Consider the following 25,049-nt stretch of genomic DNA (forward strand, 5'->3'; position numbering starts at 1 on the left):
CTAAACAGCCTGGCCCGGTGTCTGCGCTCTTTGTGCGTGGTAAGCCAAAATCTGGAGTTCCGTTGCCATGTCCACTTTTCTGAGGTTCACATGCGGCGGGACCTGCAGGAGCACTGGCGCAAAGCTCAGGATGCTCCTGATGCCTGCTGCGATCACACGGTCACACACTTCCTGCGCCACGGTTGCCGGGAGTGCGAGCACCACCATGTTCGTGTGCGTTCGCTCCAGGACCCGCTCAAGTTCGGCCGAGTCGCTGACGCGCAGCCATCCGACCTCGTTGCCGATCACCATCGGATCGGCGTCGAAGATCGCTACAACGTCGAACCCGCGGGACTCGAACCCGCCGTACCGGGCCAGCGCCTTCCCGAGGTTACCGGCACCCACTATCGCCACTTTCCAGTCATGGGTCAGGCCAAGCGCTGCGGCGATGTGGCGGCTCAGGTACTGGACCTCGTAACCGACACCGCGGGTTCCGTAGGAGCCGACATAGGAAAGGTCTTTGCGGAGCGTTGAGGAACTGACGCCCGACGCTTCTGCCAGCGCTTCGGAGGATACCCGCTCCACCCCTTCGGCCAGGAGGGAGTTCAGCGCGCGCAAATAGAGGGTCATCCGGGCCACAGCCGCGGGCGGGATCTGCTTGGCGGCAGGTTCGTTATCCCCGGAAATTGCTTCCGTGGATGGTTCCAGCGCAGTCACGGTATTCTCCATTGCGTCGCTTTGTTGTTCCACTCTATGACCCCCGGCCGGACTCAACAAAAGCCACTACAACCGGGTGACTCCACCCTTATCCCGCCAAGGCCTTCTTCAAGGTGCGGGTCAGCCGATCTTCGTCGATCTTCCAGAAATCGCGCTGGATACCGTTCACCAGCACCACCGGAATCTCTTCCGCGTAACGCTCCTGAAGTTGGGGGTCGCCGTCGATTGACTGTTCAGTCCAGCCCAGGCCAAGGCCTGTTGTCACGCGTTCGACGGCGGCACGCGCCTCCGTGCAGAGGTGGCAGTCAGCTTTGGTGAGGAGAACGACGTCGGGATTAGCCATGTGCTTAACGGTAGCCGCCTCCCCCAACCCTCCATCACACCCCACCCCCTTCACACCAACCCTCCATCACACCCCACCCCCTTCACACCAACCCTCCATCACACCCCACCGCTAAGGGTTTGTTCGTGCGCCCTCAGCGCGGGCTACCGGCGATTGACTAGACTCAATGCATGCCCGAGGAGAAGAACGCCGCCGTTGCCGCATCTGCACAAGTGCAGAAGCACACCGGTGAAGCAGCTTTCTTCGACGTTGACAACACGTTGATGAAGGGCGCCAGCCTCTTCCATGTCGCGCGCAAAATGTATGAACGCAAGGCCTTTACATTGCCTCAGGCGGCTGGCTTCGCTTGGAAGCAGTTCAAATTCGTGATGCGTGGCGAGAACATGGAAGATGTCCATGCTGTTCGCGACTCTGCCCTGACTCTGGCCGCCGGAATCAGCGTTGAGGACATCAAGGCCCTGGGCGAAGAGGTCTACGACGAGATGATCGAGTCGCGGATCTGGCCCGGGACCAAAGCGTTGGCCGAACAGCACCTCAGGGTTGGCCGTAAAGTCTGGCTGGTGACGGCGACACCCATCGAGGTCGCGACCGTAATTTCCACACGTCTCGGCTTGACGGGAGCGCTGGGGACCGTGGGCGAGGTGCATGAAGGTATGTACACCGGGAAACTGGTCGGCGATATATTGCACGGCCCTGCCAAGGCCGTCGCCGTCCAGCTGGTTGCCGAACGGGAGGGCCTTGATCTGGACCACTGCTGGGCGTACAGCGACTCGGCCAACGACATTCCGCTTTTGACCATGGTGGGACACCCCGTTGTCATCAATCCCGATGCCAAGCTGCGGCGCCACGCCCGAGACAACAACTGGCCCGTGTACGACTTCCGTTCCGGTCGACGCGCTGCAACACTCGGGCTGAAGGCGGCCACAGTCGGCGGGGCGATCTACGGCCTATGGCGCGGCTTCTCGAGATTCCGCGGCCCCCGCGTCTAGCCCAGCCAAACCCTCGCTCACATCCCACCGGTTTAAACCCAACCCTCACTCACATCCCCCCGTCTTAAACCCACCCCTCTCTCACATCCCGGAGTCGGCCCGGCATACCTGTGGATAACTTCTGCACCCCCAACGCCATCTGGGTAACAATGCCGTATGCAGATACCGATTCCCGTCCCCTCCCAGCTGAGGTCCGCTCCGTTTACCCTTGCAGAGGCCAAGGAGGCTGGCATGACTCAACGACATCTTTGGGGACGGGTCAGCATAGAACCTGTCAGCAAGGGCATTTACCGACCGTCAACTTGGGACTTTGACCTTGAAGCAGCTGCACGATCACTTTCGTCTGCGAGCCCAGGGGCTTGGATATCGCATGTCACTGCCGCCAGACTTCATGGGTTTCCGCTCCCTCCGTGGCTATCCGACGCACATGAACTGCACCTGAGTAAGCCGCGGAATCTTCCGGCAGCTCGGCGGAAAGGGGTCACCGGGCACACTGTGGTGGTGGCCGAGGGCGAAGTTGAATTGGTTCGGGGGCTTTGGATCAGCACACGATCCAGGACCTGGCTTGATCTTGCCCGCACGCTGCCCTTGAAGGAACTCATTTGCGTCGGTGACCACCTCATTCGCGTGCCGCGTGCCGAGTTCGAACAACGGGACACGGCATACGCAACCATTGACAGCCTCCGTGCGATGGTGGACCGCCACAAGAACCTGCAAGGTGTCGTCCGCGCGAGGGACGCACTCCAACTGATGCGGGTAGGAGCGGATTCAGCGCCCGAATCCATCCTCCGCCTTGCCATGCTTGATGCCGGATTGCCGGAACCCGAATTGCAGGTACCCCTCCGGATTGGCGATCGGCTGTCGCCTTCAGCCGACCTTGGCTATCGCGAGCGTCGGCTCGCTATCCAGTACGACGGCGGCCATCACCTTGAGGAGGAACAGATCCACAGTGACCGGCGCAGGGACAAGGCGTTCCGCGCAGCAGGCTGGACTGTCCTTGTCTTTGGGAAAGACGACCTCGCTGACGGCTTCGCCGATGCCACAGGGGAGATCAAACGAGCCCTGCACAAGGCCTGGGTAGACCCTGCAATCCAGGCGGGCTTCGCAAGACCCCAAAGATGAGCGAGCGACCGCAACAAACCCAAGGGAACATGAGCGAGCGACCGCAACAAACCCAAGGGAACATGAGCGAGCGACCGCAACAAACCCAAGGGAACATGAGCGAGCGACCGCAACAAACCCGGGGAACATGAGCGAGGGTCACCAGGAAACCCGGGGAACGTGAGCGAGCGACTGTAGGAATGCAAAAATGCCCGCCACCTCGAGAGGCAACGGGCATTCACGCTTGGTGAAGTATCTCTACTTCTTATTGCGGCGCTGGTGGCGGGTCTTGCGAAGCAGCTTGCGGTGCTTCTTCTTGGCCATACGCTTGCGGCGCTTCTTAATAACTGAACCCACGAAAGTTCCTTACAAACTAGAAGGTCCTGTCTGTTGGAACGGATCCGCGGAAGCAGACAGTACAACTGACAGATTCTTACAATGACGTAAAACGTTCCTTAACAGAGTACCGCTTCAAAGAGGTACCCCATGACCACGGTCCGCTGAACGGACCCCGGCGGCCTCAGGCGGTCTCGGGTTGTCCGTCGACCACAGCACCTTTGAGGTACTGGGCTACGGCTTCCTCGGGAACCCGGAAGGAACGGCCAAACCTGACGGCTGGCATTTCCCCTGAGTGAACCAGGCGATACACGGTCATTTTGGAAACACGAAGGACGTCGGCCACTTCGGCCACCGTCATGAAACGCGCATTCGAGAAGTTAGTCTCCGCGGACATTTCCCATATTCCTTTGCTCTCAGCCGACAGGACACCCCCAGGAAACGGTGTGACGATGCTGAGCCATCCAACAACCATGTGCTAGATACTCTAGAGGCTGATGGGGCCTAAGTGAAAGCTTTTCGAGGAAGTGGGACACTACTCCCCCGAGACCTCCCTGCGCTTCCGGGCCGAGGCAGCAAGCTGGTTAAGCACCGACGCCGTGACATCCCACTCCATGCAGGCGTCCGTGACGCTCTGTCCGTACACCAGTTCCTGCTCACCGGACAGCTGCTTGGCGACATCCAGGTTCTGTGCGCCGCCCACCAGGAAGCTCTCCAGCATTACGCCGGCGATGGGAGAAGACGCACCAGCTTCGAGCTGGGCACCGATTTCCAGAGCAACTTCGGCCTGGCGGTGGTGGCTCTTGCCGCTGTTCGCGTGGCTGGCGTCAACGATCAGGCGCGGGTTAAGTCCCTTGTCAGCGAGCTTTGACGAAGCTGCGGCAACGTCGGCGGCGGAGTAGTTCGGTCCCTTGCGTCCACCGCGCAGGATCAGGTGCGTGTCCGGGTTTCCGGCCGTCGCCACCAAAGCCGCACGGCCGTCGTCGTCGATTCCCAGGAATGCCTGCTCAGCGGCAGAAGCGCCGCAAGCATCGATGGCTACCTGGAGGTCGCCGTCGGTGCCGTTCTTGAAGCCGATGGGCATGGACAGCCCGGAGGCGAGCTGGCGGTGGATCTGGCTTTCGGTGGTCCGCGCCCCGATGGCGCCCCAGGAAACGAGGTCGGCCATGTACTGCGGGCTGATGGGCTCGAGGAACTCGGTAGCAGTGGGCAGGCCGAGCGCGGTGACCTGCTTCAGGAATCCACGTGCTGCGCGCAGGCCGGCGGCGATGTCGTGGCTGCCGTCGAGGTGGGGATCGTTGATGAGGCCCTTCCACCCGACCGTGGTCCGCGGCTTCTCGAAGTAGGTCCGCATGACGATCAGAAGGTCTTCCTTGTGCTTCTCGGCCTGGCTGACCAACCGGCGTGCGTACTCGAGTCCGGCCTTGGGATCATGGATGGAGCACGGACCGACGATCACGAGCAGGCGGTCGTCGACGCCGTCCATGATGGCGCGGACCTGGTCGCGGCCACGGTCGACGACGGCAGCTGAGCGTGCATCCAGCGGCAGCTCTGCGATGAGGTCCTGCGGCGCCGGAAGCGGCTCGAAGCGGGCCACCCGAAGGTTGGAGGTGGCGGGCTGCGTGGATTCGTCCGAGGTCAAGGATTCGGGGGCGATGCTGGTCATTTCTGGGTCCTGTCCGGGATGCGGAGCGGGCCCCTTTTCAGAACCCGCCGGATATGGCGAAGGGCAGAGAATCATCTCTGCCCTGTTGGCTCTGAAGGAAAGTTGGATGCGTGTCAGTTAGACGCGGGCCCCTCCAGAGCCAACGAAAAATACGCATACCAACGCTTAGTCATAGCCACACCATAACCACCTCTGGTCAGACGCCGCAAATCGTGTCCGTCATGATGACAGGAGTTTGCGCAGGAACTGCAGCTGCTTGATCCAGTGGTGCTCCTGCCCGCCCTCGTGGTTGTTGAAGCGGTACACCTCGATGTCCTTCTGCGGTGACCCGCCAAGCGCACCATAGTTGTTGTAGCTGGCGAACACCGTTGACGGCGGGCAGATGTCGTCCATCTGGGCAGCCGAGAACAGCGCCGGAACAGTTGCCGCCCTGCCCAGGTGGACGCCGTCGAAGTAGTTCAACACAGCCAGCATTGCCTCGTAACGGTCCCGGTGCCTGCCCAGGAAAGACGCGATCTCGGGGTAGGGACCGCGCGGAGCGATGTCAATGGCACGGGGGAAGTCCTGCAGGAAGGGGACGTCGGGCAGCGCGGCGATAACGCCGTCGAGCCTTCCGGCCGTCAGCCCGGCGGCGGCGACAGTGACGCCCCCACCCTGACTCACGCCGGTAAGCACCACGGCGGAAGGGTCGACGGCGGGATGGCTCTGTGCCGCTTCGACGGCGCGGAACGCGTCCAGGTAGACCCGGCGGTAATAGTAGTTGTCCTGATGGTCCGCGCCCCGGGTCATCAGACCCGCGTAGTTGACCTCTCCCGCCGAAGGGTGCGGATCCGGAGTATCCCCGGAGACGCCGCCGTAGCCCTGGCCGCGGGTGTCCATGATGAAGTGGGCATACCCGGCCTGCGCCCAGCGGGTGTTTTGGTTGACTAGGCCGCGCCCGCCTGAGTAGCCGATGTACTCCACCACCACGGGAAGCTGCGTGCCGGGCTCGAGGTGCGCCGGAATGTGAAGCCAGCCCTTGATCCGGTGGCCGCCGAAGCCTGAAAACGTGACATCGAAGGTGTCAATGACGCTGAGGTAATTGTCCACTGGCTCGAACACCGCATCCAGGGGCAACGCCCGGGCTTCGGCGATGGTCCGGTCCCAGAACTGGTCCAGATCTGCGGGCTGCGTGGCAGGCGACGTGTAGTCGCGGAGTTGCTCAAGTGGAAGGTCAAAGAGAGGCATGAGGTCATCCTACGTCATGGCTTTGTGCGCCCCGTCACAGTGCGGGAGGGCGGATGTGCCGAGCCTGCAGAAGCAGCGAAACCGCGGTCCCGGCCAATCACTCATGACCAGCCGGAACCGCGGTTTCTGCTCGGAAGAAGCTAGCTGATGGCGGACTTCATTTCGTCCACAGCCTTCTTGCCTGCTTCCTCTGCGGAAAGCCTGTTGAACATGACCTCCGAGGTGTAGCGCTTGATGATTTCCTGGATGGCACCCGCACCCTTCGGCGGAGCAGCCGGCGCGTCGCCGAGCTCGTCCTTGATGGCGCTGATGAAGTCGACCACCTTGACGTCCGCCTTCGCCAGTTTGGGCGCGATCGCTTCACGGACATCGGAGTTCGGGTAGACGCCGCGGTCTGCAAGCAGGATTTCGCCGGCCTTGACGTTGTTCGTCAGGAAGTCGATGAACTTGGCGGTCTCCTCGGGGTGCTTGGTCCGCGATGAAGCCGACCAGAACTGCGAGGCCTTGTACCAAAGTCCGGCGTCGTCGGCCTTGCCGGTCTTGGACGGGAAGCGGAGGATCTGCAGTTCGCCACCGGCGGCCTTCTCCAAGGCAGGAAGCTGGTTGGACCACCAGAATGCCATGCCGTTTTTGCCTGTCGCCAGGCCACTCTGGTCAAGCGGCGCAGCTTCCGCCTCGACGATTTCCGACGCCGTCGGGACGGCCTTCTTGTCGCTCATGTCCTTCAGGAATTCCCAGTAGCCCTTGATGTCGGAGGGCTCGAAGCCCAGCTTGCCGTCCTGGGTGTAGAGCGACTTGCCGTTCTGGCGCAGCCATACGCCGAGGGAGGCTTCGTCCGTGCCATAGGCCGCGGCACCGTAGGTACCCTTGGGCGACTTGGCCGTCACTTCCGCGGCAATGCGTTCGAAATCGTCCCAAGTCCAGGTCTTGTCATCCGGAAGTGGAACGCCGGCGGCCTTGAAGACAGCTGGGTTGGCCAGGATGGTAGCGGCGTTGATACCTGCCGCGATGCCCGTCAGACCTTTCTCACCCTTGCCTGCATTCAGTGCGGCCTCGTCCAGCTTGGAGGTGTCGATCTTGTACTTGGAGAGGTCCAGCAATGCGCCGCGGCTCGAGTATTCGGTGATGTACTTCTCGTCCATCTGGATGATGTCCGGAGCGTCGTTGGCAGCCACCTGCGTTGCCAGCTTGTCCCAGTACCCGGACCAGTCGCCAAACTCCGCCTTGATCGTGATGTTCGGGTTTTCTGCCTCGAATGCCTTGATGGCTTCCTGCGTCAGCTGGGCCCGCTTGTCGCCGCCCCACCAGGAGAAGCGGAGCTCGACCTTGCCGTCGGCACTCTTGGCTTCGGAACCTCCACCGCAGGCGGTGACTGCAAGGACCGCGGCGGCCGTGGCTGCGATCAAAGCAGAGGCACGGAACCTGCGTTTGCTGCGTTTGGCCTTGGCAACCAAGGATCCTCCTGTGGATGGTGCTGCTGCGGGGGCGACTGCTTCACCCTCTGGTTGTGCGGGCACTGATGTCTCCGATCTTCGTTGATCCTGATGCGATGTGGTGTGGGAAAGCGTTTTCTTGAATTTATGGTACAAGTCACATTCTTGTATTACAAGATGCTGGCTTGTTCCTTTTGCCGGAATTTCGACGGCGGCGCCACGGGAGGGACAGCGACGTCAGGGAAGGGGCCGGCAGCCCCGCGACAGGCGGTCTTCCACGCACTGAAGCCCCGGGCTACTACTTGATACCCGTGGTTGCGATGCCCTTGATGAGGAACCTCTGCCCGAAGAGGAAGACCAGGAAGACGGGCAACAGGGACACTATGGACATCGCGAAGAGCGAGCCCCAGCTGGTGGCCGACTGCGAATCGACGAACGCCCGCAGGGCAACCGGCACCGTGAACATGTCCGGGTCCGTCAGGTAGATCAGCGCGCCGAAGAAGTCGTTCCAGGTCCAAATGAAAGTGAAGATGGTGGTGGTGGCGAGCGCCGGAACCATCAGTGGCAGGATGACCCTGAGGAAGATCCTGGGGTGGCCTGCACCGTCAATGCGGGCCGCCTCATCCAGGTCCTTGGGAATGCCGCGGATGAACTGGACCATCAGGAACACAAAGAATGCGTCCGTAGCCAGCAACTTGGGCACGATCAGCGGCCAGAAGGTATTCACCCAGCCGATCTGCGAGAAGAGGATGTACTGCGGAACGATCACAACGTGGAACGGCAGCATGATGGTCAGGAGCATGATGCCGAAGAACAGTTTCTTGCCGCTGAACTGGAGTCGGGCAAAAGCGTAGGCGGCCATGGAACACGAGACCAGGTTTCCAACGATCGAGCCAAGGACCACGATCGCCGAGTTGATCATGTAATGCCCGAACGGGTGGGTCAAAGCGGACCAGCCATCCGTGTAGTTGCTCATTTCGAGGTTGTTCAGCCACAGGCCGGGCTCGCGGAAAATGAGGTCGTTCGGGCGCAGGGACGAGATCACCATCCAGAGCAACGGGTAAATCATTACGCCGCCAACGATGATCAGGATGGCGTGCTTGACCAGCCCCTTGATGCGGGCGCTGCGGCTGAAAGCCAGGTTGCCGCGGGATTCACGACGGCGAGGGTTCTTGCCTGATGTGGCCGCGGAATCGCCGCTGGCCGCGGGGAGAGTCTGGAGTTTAGTCATCGTAGAACACCCAATACTTTGAAGCGATGAAGTTGATGGCAGTGAAGACACCGATGATGACCAGCAGGAACCAGGCCATCGCTGATGCGTAGCCCATATCAAACTGGCCGAAGCCCTTTTGGTAGAGATAAAGGGTGAAGAACATGGTGGAGTCGGACGGGCCGCCGTTTCCGCCAGAGACGATGAACGCCTGGGTGAACGACTGGAACGAGCCGATGATCTGCAGCACCAGGTTGAAGAAGATGATGGGACTCAGCATGGGAAGCGTGATGCGCCAAAACTGCTGGAGCGTCGTGGCGCCGTCAACCTTGGCTGCCTCGTAGTACATGTTCGGGATCTGACGCAGGCCGGCAAGAAAGATGATCATCGGGCTGCCGAAGGTCCACACGTGAAGCAAAATGATGGAGCCAAGAGCTGTGTTGGGATCCGAGATCCAACCGGGCCCTTCAATCCCGATCATCGCCAGGACCTGGTTTACCAGGCCAGTGGTGCCGAAGATCTGCTTCCACAAGATCGCAACGGCCACGGAACCGCCCAGGAGGGAGGGCAAGTAGAAGATGGAGCGGTAGAACGGCAACCCGCGCAGGCCCTTGTCCAGGACCAGCGCAATCACCAGGGCCACGGCCAGTTGGAGAGGAACGCCTACCAGCACGTAGGTGAACGTGACCCGCAGCGAGTTGTGGAGCCGGGCATCGCCGAACATCCGGACAAAGTTGTCCAGGCCCACCCATTCCGGCGGCTGCAGAAGGTTGTAGTCCGTGAAGGACAGATACAACGACATGAGCATGGGCCCCACCGTGATGACGCCCAGGCCCAGCAGCCAGGGAAGGAGGAAGACGTAGGCGGCTTTGTTATCGCGGCCGTTTGCCTTCTTCTCTTCCTTGGTCATGGGGCCCTTGCGGCGGGTCATGGATGAGAGTTCGCCAATAGCGCTCATTGCTTCCCCCTCGCCGTCCCGCGAGCGCCTTGCGGCGTCCCCGCGTGTTCATATGCGGCCATGTGGTCTCCTTTGGTCATCGTGGCCATCCACGGAGTACGAGTGTGGTTGGTGCTTGCCTGCAGGACGTCGCCTGTTCTCTGGCGCTACCCCTTCGAAGTGCCAGGATCCGGGTCCCGGTTTCAGCGGCTCCGTACCAAAGTAAACGTTTTCTTGACCCATGTACAGCCTTTTGCTAATTTTTGAGAAAGCGTTTTCTGATGAAACCGCTCCAGACATACTCCAGACTCCCTTGACCTCCGTCCCGGACCCAGTTAGGACACTTTCATGACGCAATCCCTGGCTGCCGTCCCACCCAAGGATCCCGCGCGTTTGCCACGGATAGCACTGGTGGGAGTGCACGGTTTCGGCGAACGCCACCTGGAAAACCTGGAGAGACTGTCCGCCGCCGGAGTCCTGGAACTGGTAGCAGTGGCCGATCCGCAGCCTCCCGCCCAGGGCGCACTCGCAACGGAAGTAGAGGTCTTTGCCTCCTTGGACGAGCTCCTGGCAACGGGCCCGGCGCCGGACGTCGTCATCATCTCCACCCCAATCCAAACCCATGCTCCCTTGGCCCTCGCGGCCATCAGGGCAGGGGCCAACGTGTACCTCGAGAAACCGCCGGTCGCCACCCTGGCCCTGTACCGGGACGTCATGGCAGCAGCAGCCAACGCCGGTTGTCTCGTCCAGGTTGGCTTCCAGAGCCTGGGTTCGGACGCCCTCCCGACCATCGACGCCCTGGTGGCTGCCAAGGCCATCGGTGAAGTCCGCGGCATCAGCGCCACCGGCATGTGGCTGCGCGACAAGGCGTACTTCAAACGCTCCCGCTGGGCAGGCAAGCGCAGCCTCGACGGAACCGATGTGGTGGACGGGGTGGCCACCAACGCCTTGGCGCATGCCGTGGCTACCGGGCTTCGGCTGGCCGGCGCCCGGACCCTGGACGACGTTCAGTCCGTCGACACAGACCTCTACCGGGCCAACGACACTGAAAGTGACGACACCTCCGTTGTGCGGGTACGGACGACGCGAGGGACCGTGCTCACCTGCGCCCTGACGCTCAGCGCCCCCGAGCAGTCCGCACCCGTCGTCACCGTGTACGGCACCCTGGGCCAACTCACCCTCTACTACACGGAAGACCGCGTGGAGATCACCACCACGGAAGGAAGCAGGGAAGAGACGTTCGGACGGACCGATCTACTGGAAAACCTCCTGGCAGCGCGCAGCGAAGCCGATTTGCTCAGCCCCTTGAGCGGTTCCGGCGCCTACATGGCGGTACTGGAAGCCATCCGGACAGCCGACGCCCCACGCCCGATCCCTCAGGAGTTCATTGCATGGGAAGGCCAGGGGGACCAGTCCCATGCGGTGGTGCAGGGCATCGGGTCCTTGATCCGACGAGCGGCCTTGGGCCAGGCCACGTTCGCCGAACTCGGTGTACCGTGGACGTCCTCGATTACGCCTGAGCTCACCATCAACGGTGCCGCGGTCGCCAACGTCCAGGACGGCACGCACATCCGGCCCACGTCATCGCCACGGCCCTACCTCCATCCTGTGCGGACTCTCGGCGGCACAGTGGTCACGGACCACGTGCCGGAAGACCATGTGTGGCATTTGGGGGCCGGCGTCGCCCTGCAGGATGTGGACCGGATCAACTTCTGGGGCGGCCGGACCTACACCCGCGAGGCCGGGATGTACGTTTGGCGCAACGACCACGGCAGGATCGTCACTGACACCGCAGAACACGGCGACGGGTTCCGGCGGGAGCAGCTGAGCTGGCTCGCTCCGGACCAATCGCCCATACTCCGCGAACAGCGTGAGTGGAAGTGGGCCGCCGTCGGACATTCAGCCTGGCAGTTGAGGCTCGACTTCACGCTGGAATCGGCCACGGGACGTCCGGTGATGCTGGGCAGTCCGGGGTCCAACGGGCGGCCGCAAGGCGGCTACGGTGGCTTCTTCTGGCGGATGCCCGCAGTTGCCGATGCCACTATCTGGACGCCGGAGGCGCGCGGCGAGGACGCGGTCCACGGGAGCGTCGCGCCGTGGCTGGCCTGGTCAGGAACGTTCGACGCCGGTACCGCCGGCTCCGCGCACGTCACCGATGATCCCGGGCTGGGCCACCCCGCAACACTCGTGTTCCTTGCCTCGCCGCAGGCACCGGACCCGTGGTTCGTGCGGCACGAGGGCTACCCCGGCGTCGGGCTCTCCCTGGCATGGGACCGCCCCGTGGCCACCGAACCCGGCCGGCCGGTCCAGCGGACAGTGAGGGTCCTCATCGTGGACGGGTTCCTGGCAACGCATGACATTGAACAGCTCATCACCACTTTGGGGGAACCGGCATGACCACACCTACTCAATCCACGACGACTCACTCCACGCCGGCTCCGGCGGGCACAGCCCCAGGCAACGTCGCCGACCGTGCCGTTAAACGCCGTCGTGTCCTGGACATCCTGGACGCCGCCGGCCGCGACTCGCTCCTTCTGACCTCCAATACGGCCCTCACCTGGTATCTGGACGGCAGCCGGGTCCACATCAGCTTGGCCGGAGATCCGATCGCCGCGCTCCTGGTGGACCGGGAAGGCGACCATTTGGTGACGTTCAACAACGAGGCCGGACGGATCGCCGCTGAAGAGCTCCCGGAGGGGGTCAGCCTGGACACGGTGCCGTGGAACGGCCATCTGCACGCCGCGGCGGCGAAGCTCGCGCTCGACGGCGATCCGCTGGTGGAAGGCGCAGTGACTGCCGAATTGCGCGCCGCCCGCCAGCAGCTCTTGCCCGGCGAGGCCTCACGATATGCCCGGCTCTCTGCTGAAGTAGCGCATGCCATGACAGATGTCCTCCAGACCGTGACGCCGAAAACCACCGAATTCCACTTGGTCTCGGAAATCGCTGCCCGCATCGTGGCGATGGGCGCCGAACCGCTCGTGCTGCTCTGCAACGGTGAGGCCCGCAGCAGCTTCCGTCATCCGCTGGCCACGCATACCGCCATCGGGCGCCGCGCCATGGCCGTTGTGTGTGCCCGTCGCAACGGCTTGGTTGCCAACGTGACCCGCTGGGTGGCATTCGACGCCGGCACCCCCGCGGAGCTCGACGCCGAGGCACGCATCGCCGCAGTGGAGGCCGACATTTTCCGGGCCACGCTTCCGGGAGTCCGGCTCAACCAGGTCTTCAGCGAAATCCAGAAGGCCTACACCCGCCACGGCTTCGGCGAAGACCAGTGGAAACTCCATCACCAGGGCGGTCCGGCCGGATACGCGGGCCGCGACCCCCGTGTCACAGCCGACGTCACGGACCTGATCGTCCTCAACCAGCCGTTCACGTGGAACCCCTCGGGACCCGGCGTGAAGATCGAAGACACCGTTCTGCTCACGGACTCCGGCGTGCGGGTCCTGACCGTAGACGAACGCTGGCCGACCACGGAAGTGGACGGCCGCCGTCGTCCCTTGACGCTTCGCCCCTGACCGGGGCCGCCACGCACAAAAGGGCGGGTCACCATTACGGTGGCCCGCCCCTTTTGCCCGTGGTGGCCCAACTAGGGGACAGCAACTGTCGCAATGACGGCTCAATGCGACGTTTGCTGTCCCCTAGTTGGGTTAGCCGAGCGTCAGGATGCCATCCACCCGACGCGGGATGCCCAGGGGGTTCGCGTCGCGAAGGGCCGGGTGGAGCACACTTTCCGGCGCGTCCTGATACGCAACGGGACGCTGGAAGCGACGCACCGCTGTCGCACCAACTGAGGTGAACAGGGAGGTCGTGGCCGGGTACGGCCCGCCATGCTGCTGGGCCCAGTTCACGGCCACTCCCGTGGGCCAGCCATCGAACAACACCCGCCCCGCCAAGCCGCTCAGCTGCTCCACGAGTGCCGAGACATCCTCATCCGGCTCTGCGTGGACAGTGCCCGTCAGGCTCCCGGGAACCTTCGCCAGGGCGGCAGACAGTTCCTCATGGTTGGCGTACTCGATGAGCAACGTCGTGGGGCCGAAGCATTCCTCCAGCAGCTCCTCCGGGCGTTCCAGGACGTTGGCCGCCGTCGTGGAGAAGACCACCGGCGCGGCACCGTCCGAAAGGCTGTCCTGCTCCACCGAGCCACTGACGACGGCGACTCCCGGCTGGTCCGCGACGCTCCGCAGCCCGTCCGGGTAGGCTTCCGCGATGCGCTCCGTCAGCATGGCAGCGGTCGGCTTGTCCTTGCTTGCCTTCGCAAGCTGCGAAGCAAAGTCCGTCCCGGCAGGGATGAACACGAGCCCGGGCTTGGTGCAGAACTGGCCGGCGCCCATGGTGAAGGAGCCCGCCAGGCCCGCAGCAAGCTGTTGCCCACGTTCGGCCAAAGCTTCGGCTGTGATGACCACGGGATTCAGGCTGCCCAACTCGCCATAGAACGGAATGGGTTCGGGCCGTGAAGCCGCGAGATCGAACAGCGCCCGGCCGCCGGGGATGGACCCAGTGAAGCCCACAGCCTTGATGGCAGGATCCTGGACCAGCGCGGTCCCGGCCTCCCTGCCACTGACCAAAGCGAAAATACCGTCCGGAGCTCCGGCCTTGGACAAGGCTTCGGTGACGATCTCCGCCGTCCGCTCCGAGAGCCGCAGGTGTCCCGAGTGCGCTTTGACGATCACTGGGCAGCCGACGGCGAGCGCGGACGCGGTATCGCCCCCGGCTACCGAGAAAGCGAACGGAAAGTTCGACGCCGAGAACACCGCCACCGGGCCGATCGGACGCAGGATGCGGCGCAGGTCGGGCTTGGGCGGGGTGGTTGAGGGATCAGCGTGGTCGATGACCGCTTCAAGGTAGGAACCCTCGGTGATGACCTGGGCGAACAACCGGAGCTGGCCGCTGGTCCTTGCCACTTCACCGGTCAGCCGCACCGTGCCAAGGCTCGTCTCGGAGTCGGCGATGGCCACAAGCTCTGTCACGTTCGCGTCCAACGCGTCGGCGACGGCGGTCAACCAGGCCGCGCGCTCGGCGTCGGAAGCTGCTGCGGTCACCTTCGCCGCTGCCGTGGCTGCTGCGGTGATGGAGGTCAGATCAAGAGTTGCTGTACTCACTGCGGTTTCCTTTGCTGTCAAGGGCTGAAGTGTCATAGGCCTGCTGCGGTTCCCCGGAAAATTGGAAGCCGAGTCCGGGAAGGCCCGCTGAGCTGAGCTTGGTGGTTCCCGTCATGTTGCTGATCCGAACTGGCGAAGGGCCGGCCAGGATTCCGAGTTGTCCGAACGAGGCATCCTCCACGTCTTCGACGCTGACCGGTTCAGCCAAGGTGAGCGCGAGCTGGCCCGAAAGTTCAGGGAGCAAATGCGGGGCCACCCGGATGCTGTGGGTACGGGCCAATTCAACGATCCTGCGGAACGGTGTGATGCCACCAACCCGGACGATGTTGGGCTGGATGATGTCCACAGCTTCGGCCTCGATGAAGTCGCGGAAGCGGTACACGGTGTGGACGTTTTCACCCAACGCGATGGGCACCGGCGAGTGTTTCCGCAAGCGGCGGTAGGCCCAGAGGTCGTCTGCACGGATGGGTTCTTCCAGCCATTCCAGTCCGTACTCCCCCAACACCTCCAAGGCGCGGAACGTGTGGGCCAGGTCCCAGCGCTGGTTCGCATCGACCATGAGGAGCCGATCCGGACCAATGACCTGCCGGACAGCGGCTACCCGCTCGGCGTCTTCGGTGAGTTCGGGCTTCCCCACCTTGATCTTCACGGCCCTGTGCCCGGCCGCCACCCAGCGCTGGGCCTGTTCAACGAGCTGCTCCAGTGAATAGTGCAGGTTCACGCCCGAGCCGTAGACCTCCACGGACTCCTGGCGTTGCCCCAAAAGCCCGGTGACCGACGTCCCCGACCGCCGCGCCTTCATGTCCCACAGCGCGAGGTCGACGCCTGCCATCGCAATGGTGGTCAGGCCTCCCCCACCGGCTTCATGGAGCCGCTTCCACAGTTGGTCCCACACCGTCTCCGCATTCGCCTCGAGCCCGATGATGAACGGGGCGATGTCGTGGTCCAGGAGCGCTTTGACTGCTTGGGGACCAATGGTGGGTGTCCAGGAGAAACCGTGGCCCGTGCCGCCGTCGTCCGTTGTCAGGCTGGTGACAATCACATGGTTCTCCGGTGCCTCCGCACCCCAGCTGCGCAGCAGCGGAACCGTGATCAACCGGGTAGACAGGCCAGTGATGCGGGCTGGCATCAGCGCTCCGCCAATTCGTGGCCCTTGGCCAGGATGGCCTTGAGCTCAAGGAGCTGCTCTTCGGTGGGATCAACCAGCGGCGGGCGGACCGGACCAACCGGCAAACCTGCCAGCCGGAGACCGGCCTTGATGAGCGAGACCCCAAAGCCCGGAGTCTGGTCCCGGAGGCGGACCAGCGGCGCGTAGAACCCTTCGAGGAGGGCATGGCGTCGTTCCTCATCACCGGCCATGTAGGCGTCGTAATAGGCCTTGGCGATCTCCGGTGCCATGGCGAAAGCTGCCGAGGAGTACAGGGGGATGCCCAGTCCACGGTAGGCGCCCTGGGTCAGTTCGGCGGTCAACAGCCCGTTGAACAAGGCAAAGTCCGTGCGGCCGCTCGCGTTGATCGCAGACACAATTTCCTGAGCCAGGCCCACGTCGCCGATCCCGTCCTTGAAGCCAACTACTTTCGGGTTCGCGGTGAGGCTGGTGATGGCTTCGGCGGTGAACTTGGCGGTGCCCCGGTGGTACACGATGACCGGCAGGCTGCTGGCGGCCGCTACGGCCTCAACGTACGCCACCACACCGTCGGTGGGGCCGGTGACCAGGTAAGGCGGAAGAACCAGGAGTGCCTCCGCGCCGGCTTCTTCGGCCACCTTGGCAGCGGCAAGGGCGTGCCCCAGTGGTCCGCCGGCACCGGAGACCACCGGAACGGTTCCGGCGACGGCCTCGACGGCGGCAGTCACCACGGTTCGGATCTCATCAAGGGAGAGCGCGTGGAATTCACCCGTGCCGCACGCGGGGAAAACGCCACCGGGGCCGAACGGAAGCCGTGAGGTGATGTGCTCCTTGAGCAGGGCAACATCGACGCTGCCGTCCTCGGCGAAGGGCGTGACGGGGAAGAACAGTACGCCGTCGAAATTCATGGTGTCTCCTTGGTTGCTCCCGCCGGTACCAGGCCGGCATGGATCTCGTCATTGAGTGGTGCTCGGTGTGCTGCAGTGTCGGGGCCGGCATACGGCGGGGTAAGTTCGGTCCGCCAGGTGCGCTTCGGCTCCCACCCCAGAAGCTCGCGGGCCTTGTCGATGGAAAACGCCGGGCTGGTTCCGGTCAAGTGCGCGGTGAGGGGCCCGCTGCCGGGGAGGAAGCGCGGGAAGAGTTCAGCCAGGGGTGCTGTGGCCAGGGCATCCTTCGCGCCAACGAAGAACACTTCTCCGTTGGGAATGGTGTCCATTTTCGCCAGCAGAACATCCAGGAATTCGGCAACATCCCGGGCATCCACGTAGTTGAACAGGGCCGGCGCGGACAAGGCGGGATCGTCCAGGCGTTCGCGGACCGTGTGGCCTTGCTGCGTGGGCGCTCCTTCCCACTCCTCCGGGGAGATCACGAAGCAGGGACGGAACGCCGCATAGCGGATGTTGTTGCCCTGGGCCGCGGCGAACATCTGTACCGTCTGTTCGGCGATCAGCTTGGATAACGCATAGGCGTTCCACGGCTTGGGCGGCGTCTGCTCGTTCAAGGGAAACGACGGCGGCAACCATCCGGCCGGCGAACCATAACCAAGGGCGGTGGGGCTGCTGGCCGTGATGATCTTCGGTACGCAGGCGTCGGTCGCTGCACTGATCACCGCGTAGGCGAGCCGGGTGTTCGTGCTGAATATGACGTCCTCAGGCGCGCTGAAAGGTACGGCGATAGCAGCGAGGTGGATGACGGCGTCGGGCGCTGTTTCGCGAATGAGCCGCTCCGCTTCCCCGGGCGCCAGCAGGTCTGCGCTGTATTGCTCGACGCCGGCCGGCAGCTGGGTGGCCGGGATGGCGTCGCGGTCGACCGAAATCACCTGGTGACCGGCCTCGGCGAGGCCGGAGACCACGCTGCGGCCGAGCCTGCCCGAACCGCCGGTAACAAAAATCCTGCTCATGGTCTGTCTCCTTGTGTGAGGGAAAAGCGGTCAGGCCTGGTTGCGGCTGAGATCGACGCCGAGGCCGAGTTCGCTGATCCGGACGGGGAGATCAGTCTCCAGGGATTGGTTGCCTGCAATGCCGACAGATACCGAGCGAAGTCCGTCGATGTAGCCGGACGGACGGCCCAGCGGGTCGATGCCGGGGCCGTTGAAGAGGTCCGAGAGCAGCAGGTTGTCGCCGCCGCCGTGGCCACCCTCGCCGTTGATGATGGGCACCTCGTAGGCAGCTTCCCAGTGGCGCTGGACCACGAGTCGCTCACCGTTCCGGCGCACGGCGTCGTCTTCCTCGATGGGGGTGGCGCTCGGGTCCACTACCGTCTTCTTGTCGGTGCTGGACTCGACGGCGGCCCGCTCCACCACTTCGAGTTCCGCACGGCCCTCGGTGCCGTTGACCGTGACCCGGTAGCCCTCCCAGGGGCTGTGCGCGTTGAGCGAGTAGCTCAGGGTAGGCCCGCCCTGGTAATCCACCACCAGGGCGAGGTTGTCCTCGATGGTGATGCCTTCCGTGAAGACGTCCTGGTCGCGGAGGTAACCGTCGAATTTTTCGTTGTCGTAGTACAGGGCCTTCAGGCGCTCGTCCTCGCGCATGTCCAGGCGGAAGGGGTCGTGTTCCAGGCCATCGACTGTGCCGCGCTCCGGGCGGGCCCCCAGGCCACGTTCCGCGGCGTTCTTGTCGCCGTAGAAGCGAAGGCCGCCGGAGGCGAACACGCGCTCCGGGACATCATTGATCCACCAGTTGACCAGGTCGAAGTGGTGCGAGGCCTTATGGATGAGCAGGCCGCCGGAGTTCTTCTTGTCACGGTGCCAGCGGCGGAAATAGTCCGCACCGTGCACCGTGTCCAGCACCCAACTGAAGTCGATGGAGGTGACCTTGCCGATCACGCCGTTCTGGATGACTTCCTTCAGTGCGCTGTTGCGCGGCGAGTAGCGGTAGTTGAAGGTGACCACCACGTTGCGTCCGGTCTTGGCGACTGCTTCGGTGATGCGGCGGCAACCCTCGACGTCGATGGTCAGCGGCTTTTCAACCACGACGTCGGCACCCGCCTCGAGTGCCTCGACGATGTAGTCCGCGTGGGTGTAGTCGGGCGTCGTGACGATGACGCGCTCAATGTTGTTGGACTGGATGAAGTTGGTGAGTTCGCCGGGCTCGAAGGAAGACACGGGTTCCGTTCCGCCAAGTTCCTTGATGAGCTCCCGGTAGAAGTCCACGCGTCCCTGGTTGACGTCGGACAGTGCAACAAGCTGGGCTACGTCTGCGTGCTGTCCGTAGATGGCCCGGATGTACATCTCCGAGCGCCCGCCCGTTCCGATCAGGGCTATTCGGGTCCGCTGGGTATCTTCGGCGCGGGTCGCCGCTTCTGCTGGCGGGGTGCGGGTCTCGGCTGAGTCGACGTTGACCATGTGTGTGCCCCTTTCAAAAGGCAGGAGTGAACCGCTTGACGGCCCGGATTCGTGTGGAAGAATATGTGAGAAAGCGTTTTCTCGGAGGGTTATAAGCTTTCTATCAAGACTCTGGTGGTCGCGTCAACCAGCGCTCCAACGACGGAGCACTCGGAGGACGAACAAAGGGAAGGGACCGTATGGCACGCAGGAACACCAACAGGCGCGTTGGGATTGCCGACGTCGCGGAGAAGGCCGGCGTCTCGCACGCCACCGTCTCACGCGTCATGAACGGTAACGCCGCAGTTGATCCCGGCATCGCCGAACGGGTGCGCGCCGCCGCGGCTGAACTCAAGTACCAGCCCAACCCGGTTGGGCGCAGCCTGGCCCTGGGAAAAACAGACACCATCGGGATCGTGGTCCCGGATTTGGCCAACCCCACATTCCAAGCAATCCTGCGGGGACTCAGCATCGCGGCGGCCCAGGACGGGTACCGCGTCCTCATCGCGGATTCATCGGAAGTCACCAGCGAGGAAGCGATCCTGGCCGGGGAAGCCCGGCGGCGCTGTGATGGCGTCGTGCTCTGTGCGCCCCGCATGGGCGATGCCGAGCTCGAGGAACTGGCACCAACCTTGCATCCGCTGGTCCTCATCAACCGCACCACGGTAGCCACCAACACACCGAGCCTTAGTGTGGACTATGGGCAGGGCATCCAGGAGCTGGCGCAGCACCTGGTATCCCTGGGCCATCGCCGCTTGGCCTTCCTCTCCGGCCCCGAGCACAGTGCCTCCAACCGGCAACGCCTGGTTGGCTTGGACCAGTTCCGGACAGAGCACCCGGAGATCGAGCTGCAGATGCTTCCGGGCGGCTCCAACTTCGATTCGGGCCACGAATGCACCGACGCCATCATCGCAAGCGGCGCCACGGGAATCCTGGCCTTCAACGACCTCGTGGCCATGGGGCTGCTCAGCGGCCTGCACGAGCGCGGAATCCGGGTGCCGGAGGACATTTCCGTGACGGGCTTCGACGACATCCCCTTCGCCAAATACACCACTCCGCCCCTGACCACAGCCGCAGTGCCCATCAATGAGCTCGGCAGCCTGGCGTGGCGGCGGATGCGGGAGCAGATCCAACAGTCAGACACGGCCCCCATCCAGGCACAGGACGAGTTCTCACCGCGTATGGAAATCCGCAAGAGCACCGCAGCCCCAGCCCTTAAGCCCGCCTAGAGAAGCAACGCGGGGTCACTTATGACCCCTTGGGAGGGCTTCCATGGGCCATAAGTGACCCCGCGTTGCTCTAGGACCCATGGGACGAGCCCAGTCCGGCCTCATTGTAGAAGCCTTGGATGTGGGCTGCCACCAGCTCAGCGGCTTTGCCGCCGTCGTTGTTGTTCACGGCGGTGAGGATGGCGCGGTGCTCCATCCGCAGCCTGCTGCAGGTCGCGTTCCAATCAGGCAGGTTTTCCGTCAGTTCGCCCGCGTAGTTCTCGATCGCGCCACGCAGCGAGGCCATCATGGCGCTGACCACCGCGTTGCCTGCCGCCTCCGCCAGGGCAACATGGAAGCGGGCATCCAGGGCCAGGAAGGTCGCAATGTCCTGCGTCGTCTCCATCCGGTCCAGCAGTTCCGCGGCCTCCCCCAGCGCGGGTACGCCCACTCTGGCGCGCGCCGCAGCCCAGGATTCCAGCAGGACGCGGGTCTCCACGATGTCGGCCACGGGAAGATGGCGGGTTGCCACATGCAGCCGAAGGGTTGAACCCAACGCCGATCCCGGCTCAGCGATGACAATGGTCCCGGCATCCTTGCCGGAACCCACGCCGGCGCGCACCACACCCATGGCTTCGAGGATCCTTACTGCCTCGCGCACGGAGGTCCGCGAGACCTGGAGTTGCTCGGCCATCGTCCGCTCCCCAGGCAGGCGGCCACCCAGGACGAGCTCGCCATCGGAGAGCTGCTTCTCGATCCACTGCAGGACAAGTTCGTGCGTTCGCATACCGGAATACTAGTTGATGTGGTCCGACCACATGGATTACAGTGTGGTTAGACCACACAGCATTCAAGGGAGAACAGCATGACCGACACCCTCGATCCCAAGATCACGGCCGCGCCCGCCAACGCCGGGAGCGACGAAAACGTGACCCGGCCGCCCCAGCCGCGACCCGCCGTCGTGCAGCCTCCGGCCCTGAAGCGCCGGGTTCCCAAAGTCTCCGACCTCGCGCCGCTCATGCAGTTCAAGAAGCCCGAGTTCAGCAAAGCCGCACGGCTCAGGCGCGCCAGCACCATCTGGGAATTGCGCGACATCGCCAAGCGCCGCACACCGAAAGCGCCGTTTGACTACACCGACGGTGCCGCGGAAGAAGAAATCACCCTGCGCCGGGCACGCCAGGCCTTCCAGGACATCGAATTCCGCCCGGGCATCCTGCGGGACGTGTCCAGGATCGACCTCCGCACGGACATTCTCGGCAAGGAATCCCGCCTCCCGTTCGGCATTGCACCCACCGGCTTCACCCGCATGATGCAGTCCGAGGGCGAATACGCCGGCTCGCAGGCCGCTGAAGCCGCCGGGATCCCGTACACGCTGTCCACGATGGGCACCGCCTCCATCGAGGACGTTGCAACGGCCGCCCCGAACGGCCGCAACTGGTTCCAGCTGTACCTGTGGACCGACCGCGACCGCTCGCTGGAATTGATCGAACGCGCCGCAAAGGCCGGCAACGACACCCTCATGGTCACCGTGGACACCGCCGTAGCCGGTGCACGCCTCCGGGACGTCCGCAACGGCATGACCATCCCGCCTGCCCTTACCGTGAAGACTGTCCTGGATGCTTCCTACCGCCCGGCGTGGTGGTTCAACTTCCTGACGCACGAACCCCTGACGTTCGCTTCCCTCTCGCGTTACACCGGGACCGTGGCCGACCTGATCAACTCCATGTTCGACCCCACCTTGACCTACGAGGACCTGGACTGGCTGCGCGAAACGTGGAAGGGCAAGCTGGTGGTCAAGGGCATCCAGACCGTGGAGGACGCCCGGCGCGTTGTTGACCACGGCGCCGACGGCATCATCCTGTCCAACCATGGTGGCCGCCAGCTGGACCGCGCGCCCATCCCCTTCCACCTGCTGCCCGAGGTCACCGCGGCGCTGAAGGCGGACAACAGCAACGCCGCCGTCATCCTGGACACTGGCATCATGAGCGGCGCGGACATCGTGGCGGCTCTGGCATTGGGCGCAGATTTCGCCCTGATCGGCCGCGCCTATCTCTATGGCCTGATGGCAGGCGGACGCGAGGGCGTGGACCGGACCATCCAGATCCTGGAAAAGGACATGACCCGGACCATGGCGCTCCTGGGCGTCAGCAAGGTCTCGGACCTGAACCCGGACCACGTGCGGTTGCTCCAGCGCTAACCCAAGTAGGGGACAGCTCCTGTCGCTATGACTGCTCATTGCGACAGGAGCTGTCCCCTAGTTGGGTGCCACGGGCGCTAGATGAGGCCTTGGGCGAGCATCGCGTCGGCTACCTTGACGAAGCCGCCGATGTTCGCGCCAACAACATAGTTCCCCGGCGCACCGTATTCTTCTGCCGTCTCGGCGCAGCGATCGTGGATGCCCACCATGATCTCTGTGAGCCGCTGCTCGGTGTGCTCGAAGGACCAGGAATCGCGGCTGGCGTTCTGCTGCATTTCGAGCGCGGACGTAGCAACACCACCGGCGTTGGCAGCCTTGCCCGGTCCGAACAGGATGCCGGCCTCCTGGAAGACGGACACCGCCGAACGGGTCGACGGCATGTTCGCGCCTTCTGCCACCGCGATCAATCCGTTGCTGACCAGCTTGGCGGCAGCCTCGCCGTCGAGCTCGTTTTGCGTGGCGCAGGGCAGTGCAACCGTCCCGTTCACGTCCCAGACGGAGCCACCGGCAACATGGCTGGCACCGGCGCGGCGGGCGGCGTATTCGGTGAGGCGGCCGCGCTCCACTTCCTTGATCTGGCTCAGAAGTTCGACGTCGATCCCCGCCTCGTCCACGACGTAACCGGCGGAGTCCGAACAGGCCACCACCGTGGCGCCGAGGGACTGGGCCTTGGCAATCGCATGGATGGCTACGTTTCCTGAACCGGAGACCACAACGCGCTGCCCATCGAAGGAGGCACCCCGCGTCTTGAGCATCTCCTGCGCGAAGATCACCGTGCCATACCCTGTAGCCTCCGGGCGGACCAGCGAACCGCCCCAGGAAATTCCCTTGCCGGTCAGGACGCCGGACTCATAGCGGTTGGTGATTCGCTTGTACTGGCCGAAAAGGTAGCCGATCTCCCGGCCACCCACTCCGATGTCACCGGCGGGAACGTCGGTGTACTCGCCGATGTGGCGGTACAGCTCGGTCATGAAGGACTGGCAGAACCGCATGATCTCGGCATCCGAGCGGCCACGCGGGTCAAAGTCGGATCCACCCTTGCCGCCGCCGATGGGCATGCCGGTCAACGCGTTCTTGAAGATCTGCTCGAAGCCCAGGAACTTCACGATTCCCAGATACACGGAAGGATGGAAGCGCAGTCCTCCCTTGTACGGGCCGAGCGCTGAGTTGAATTCCACCCGGAAGCCGCGGTTCACGTGCACGCGTCCGGCGTCGTCGGTCCACGGGACGCGGAAGATGATTTGGCGCTCGGGTTCGCACAGTCGTTCCAGGACGGCACCTTCAAGGAACTCCGGATGACGATCGTGGACCGGCCCAAGGCTTTCAAAGACCTCGGTCACGGCCTGGTGGAATTCTTTCTCCCCCGGGTTCCGCGCCAGAACGGTGTCGCGGACGGTCTCGAGCCTTGAATCCATGGGTCTTCCTATCCTCGGTGGGCCGCCCAGCGGCGGGACAATCAGTCCCGCCCATGGTTGCACCGAAGGACGTAGGATCTCCATCCGAGGACATTGTGACCCAGGCTACGGAGTTAACACAACCGTAGAAAATCAGCGGTATCTCAAGGAACGGGAGGTTAACAAAAACTCACAATGTGACAATCGTCACGTTAAATACGGCTTACCGCTTACGCCCGAACTTGGGGAGATTAGGGAGGTTGGGAAGGTTCGCCAACAGGTCGGCAGCCTTGGTCGCCGCCCGGCCGACCGTGCGGCCGATCTGCTGCGGAACGGTGTCGTCCGACGCCGGATCCAGTACGACGGCGGTATCGCTTGCGTGGACCTTCGCGGCCTGGTTGATGGCGTCGGGAAGCGTTGGCGATTCAGCGACCGGTTCCACAACCTGCGACGGCACTGCGGGTGCGACGGCGGCGGGAGCTGCCGGTCCGACGTCGAACGTCTCAAGCCAGTTCGCGACGCCGGCGAGCGGCTTGGGATTGAGCGCATAGAAGCGCTTTTGGCCCTGCGCCCGCATGCTGACGAGGTCGGCCTCGCGCAGCACCTTCAGATGCTTGGAGATGGTGGGTTGGCTCGCAGCCAGTTCTTCCACCAGTTCCCCTACAGCTTTATCCCCAGAGCGGAGGGAGACCAGGATGTCGCGCCTGGTTGCCTCAGCTATGACGGCAAATACGTCGTCAGTCACCATGCCTTACACCCTAGCGA

At 63.6% G+C, this 25,049-nt stretch carries 23 protein-coding genes; 6 read left to right on the plus strand and 17 right to left on the minus strand.

All coding sequences use genetic code 11. The annotated features are described in order from the left end of the window. Together ACFVSI_RS13740 and ACFVSI_RS13745 are read right to left on the minus strand one after the other, a co-directional pair. Entirely contained in the window at positions 1-708 is a 708-nt protein-coding gene (locus tag ACFVSI_RS13740; protein WP_387824454.1) for a redox-sensing transcriptional repressor Rex, read from the minus strand. A 76-nt stretch (positions 709-784) separates the two neighbouring features. Beyond that, complete coding sequence (locus ACFVSI_RS13745; protein WP_262275879.1) at positions 785-1,039, minus strand: glutaredoxin family protein; 255 nt, start codon at positions 1,037-1,039, stop codon at positions 785-787. Between the two features lie 170 nt (positions 1,040-1,209). Between ACFVSI_RS13745 and ACFVSI_RS13750 the strand changes: the two genes are divergently transcribed. Together ACFVSI_RS13750 and ACFVSI_RS13755 are read left to right on the plus strand one after the other, a co-directional pair. Further along, positions 1,210-2,028, plus strand: a complete 819-nt coding sequence (locus ACFVSI_RS13750; protein WP_387824459.1) for an HAD family hydrolase — start codon at positions 1,210-1,212, stop codon at positions 2,026-2,028. 501 nt (positions 2,029-2,529) lie between these two features. Continuing rightward, entirely contained in the window at positions 2,530-3,150 is a 621-nt protein-coding gene (locus ACFVSI_RS13755; RefSeq protein WP_387824462.1) for an endonuclease domain-containing protein, read from the plus strand. Positions 3,151-3,387: 237 nt separating this feature from the next. Here the strand turns inward: ACFVSI_RS13755 and ACFVSI_RS13760 are convergent, their stop codons facing one another. The 7 genes from ACFVSI_RS13760 to ACFVSI_RS13790 all read right to left on the minus strand — a co-directional run bounded on the left by ACFVSI_RS13760 (position 3,388) and on the right by ACFVSI_RS13790 (position 9,959). Next, entirely contained in the window at positions 3,388-3,486 is a 99-nt protein-coding gene (locus ACFVSI_RS13760; RefSeq protein ID WP_003792170.1) for a 30S ribosomal protein bS22, read from the minus strand. Positions 3,487-3,649: 163 nt separating this feature from the next. Then, a complete protein-coding gene (locus tag ACFVSI_RS13765; RefSeq protein WP_387824465.1) occupies positions 3,650-3,862 on the minus strand; it encodes a helix-turn-helix domain-containing protein in 213 nt (70 codons plus the stop codon). Between the two features lie 138 nt (positions 3,863-4,000). After that, a complete protein-coding gene (locus ACFVSI_RS13770) occupies positions 4,001-5,131 on the minus strand; it encodes a 3-deoxy-7-phosphoheptulonate synthase (RefSeq protein ID WP_387824468.1) in 1,131 nt (376 codons plus the stop codon). 219 nt (positions 5,132-5,350) lie between these two features. After that, the gene (locus ACFVSI_RS13775; protein ID WP_387824471.1) at positions 5,351-6,358 is read right to left on the minus strand and encodes an acetylxylan esterase; all 1,008 of its coding nucleotides are present in this window, start codon (positions 6,356-6,358) and stop codon (positions 5,351-5,353) included. 140 nt (positions 6,359-6,498) lie between these two features. Continuing rightward, on the minus strand, positions 6,499-7,875 hold the full coding sequence (locus ACFVSI_RS13780) for an ABC transporter substrate-binding protein (protein ID WP_387824474.1): 1,377 nt from the start codon (positions 7,873-7,875) through the stop codon (positions 6,499-6,501). A 214-nt stretch (positions 7,876-8,089) separates the two neighbouring features. Further along, positions 8,090-9,022, minus strand: coding sequence for a carbohydrate ABC transporter permease (locus ACFVSI_RS13785; RefSeq protein WP_387824477.1), 933 nt, complete (start codon positions 9,020-9,022; stop codon positions 8,090-8,092). Beyond that, positions 9,015-9,959, minus strand: a complete 945-nt coding sequence (locus ACFVSI_RS13790) for a carbohydrate ABC transporter permease (protein WP_262275886.1) — start codon at positions 9,957-9,959, stop codon at positions 9,015-9,017. Before ACFVSI_RS13790 ends, ACFVSI_RS13785 begins: the two co-directional genes overlap by 8 nt. 327 nt (positions 9,960-10,286) lie before the next feature. On the opposite strand from ACFVSI_RS13790, the gene ACFVSI_RS13795 reads away from it, so the two are divergent. Beyond that, entirely contained in the window at positions 10,287-12,335 is a 2,049-nt protein-coding gene (locus ACFVSI_RS13795; protein WP_387824481.1) for a DUF6807 family protein, read from the plus strand. Next, positions 12,332-13,453 (plus strand): M24 family metallopeptidase, encoded by a 1,122-nt coding sequence (locus ACFVSI_RS13800; protein ID WP_387824484.1) that lies wholly within the window; start codon positions 12,332-12,334, stop codon positions 13,451-13,453. The genes ACFVSI_RS13795 and ACFVSI_RS13800 overlap by 4 nt, the downstream gene beginning before the upstream one ends. 132 nt (positions 13,454-13,585) lie before the next feature. Here the strand turns inward: ACFVSI_RS13800 and ACFVSI_RS13805 are convergent, their stop codons facing one another. Genes ACFVSI_RS13805 through ACFVSI_RS13825 form a run of 5 tightly spaced genes read right to left on the minus strand, consistent with a single transcriptional unit; the run spans position 13,586 to position 19,506 of the window. Beyond that, positions 13,586-15,037, minus strand: a complete 1,452-nt coding sequence (locus ACFVSI_RS13805) for an aldehyde dehydrogenase (NADP(+)) (protein WP_387824487.1) — start codon at positions 15,035-15,037, stop codon at positions 13,586-13,588. Further along, positions 15,018-16,166: a mandelate racemase/muconate lactonizing enzyme family protein gene (locus ACFVSI_RS13810; RefSeq protein ID WP_387824490.1), complete on the minus strand. Its 1,149-nt coding sequence runs from the start codon at positions 16,164-16,166 to the stop codon at positions 15,018-15,020. The genes ACFVSI_RS13805 and ACFVSI_RS13810 overlap by 20 nt, the downstream gene beginning before the upstream one ends. Continuing rightward, positions 16,166-17,071 carry a 5-dehydro-4-deoxyglucarate dehydratase gene (locus ACFVSI_RS13815; RefSeq protein WP_387824493.1) on the minus strand — a complete coding sequence of 302 codons (906 nt, stop codon included), beginning with the start codon at positions 17,069-17,071 and terminating at the stop codon, positions 16,166-16,168. The genes ACFVSI_RS13810 and ACFVSI_RS13815 overlap by 1 nt, the downstream gene beginning before the upstream one ends. After that, complete coding sequence (locus ACFVSI_RS13820; RefSeq protein ID WP_387824496.1) at positions 17,068-18,063, minus strand: NAD-dependent epimerase/dehydratase family protein; 996 nt, start codon at positions 18,061-18,063, stop codon at positions 17,068-17,070. Before ACFVSI_RS13820 ends, ACFVSI_RS13815 begins: the two co-directional genes overlap by 4 nt. A 30-nt stretch (positions 18,064-18,093) precedes the next feature. Further along, entirely contained in the window at positions 18,094-19,506 is a 1,413-nt protein-coding gene (locus ACFVSI_RS13825; protein ID WP_387824499.1) for a Gfo/Idh/MocA family protein, read from the minus strand. Between the two features lie 179 nt (positions 19,507-19,685). Here ACFVSI_RS13825 and ACFVSI_RS13830 point away from each other — a divergent pair, with 179 nt between their 5' ends. Continuing rightward, on the plus strand, positions 19,686-20,714 hold the full coding sequence (locus ACFVSI_RS13830; protein WP_387824502.1) for a LacI family DNA-binding transcriptional regulator: 1,029 nt from the start codon (positions 19,686-19,688) through the stop codon (positions 20,712-20,714). A 70-nt stretch (positions 20,715-20,784) separates the two neighbouring features. On the opposite strand, the gene ACFVSI_RS13835 is transcribed toward ACFVSI_RS13830, so the two are convergent. Then, entirely contained in the window at positions 20,785-21,480 is a 696-nt protein-coding gene (locus ACFVSI_RS13835) for a FadR/GntR family transcriptional regulator (RefSeq protein ID WP_387824505.1), read from the minus strand. A 78-nt stretch (positions 21,481-21,558) separates the two neighbouring features. On the opposite strand from ACFVSI_RS13835, the gene ACFVSI_RS13840 reads away from it, so the two are divergent. Beyond that, positions 21,559-22,890, plus strand: a complete 1,332-nt coding sequence (locus tag ACFVSI_RS13840) for an alpha-hydroxy-acid oxidizing protein (protein ID WP_387824508.1) — start codon at positions 21,559-21,561, stop codon at positions 22,888-22,890. A gap of 77 nt (positions 22,891-22,967) precedes the next feature. Here ACFVSI_RS13840 and gdhA read toward each other — a convergent pair whose 3' ends face one another. Next, positions 22,968-24,305, minus strand: coding sequence for an NADP-specific glutamate dehydrogenase (gdhA, locus tag ACFVSI_RS13845; protein WP_262275896.1), 1,338 nt, complete (start codon positions 24,303-24,305; stop codon positions 22,968-22,970). A gap of 202 nt (positions 24,306-24,507) precedes the next feature. Beyond that, the gene (locus ACFVSI_RS13850) at positions 24,508-25,032 is read right to left on the minus strand and encodes an ArsR/SmtB family transcription factor (RefSeq protein ID WP_387824511.1); all 525 of its coding nucleotides are present in this window, start codon (positions 25,030-25,032) and stop codon (positions 24,508-24,510) included. Positions 25,033-25,049: the final 17 nt, after the last annotated feature.

Source organism: Paenarthrobacter sp. NPDC057981 (assembly GCF_042886835.1).
Taxonomy (GTDB): Bacteria; Actinomycetota; Actinomycetes; order Actinomycetales; family Micrococcaceae; genus Arthrobacter.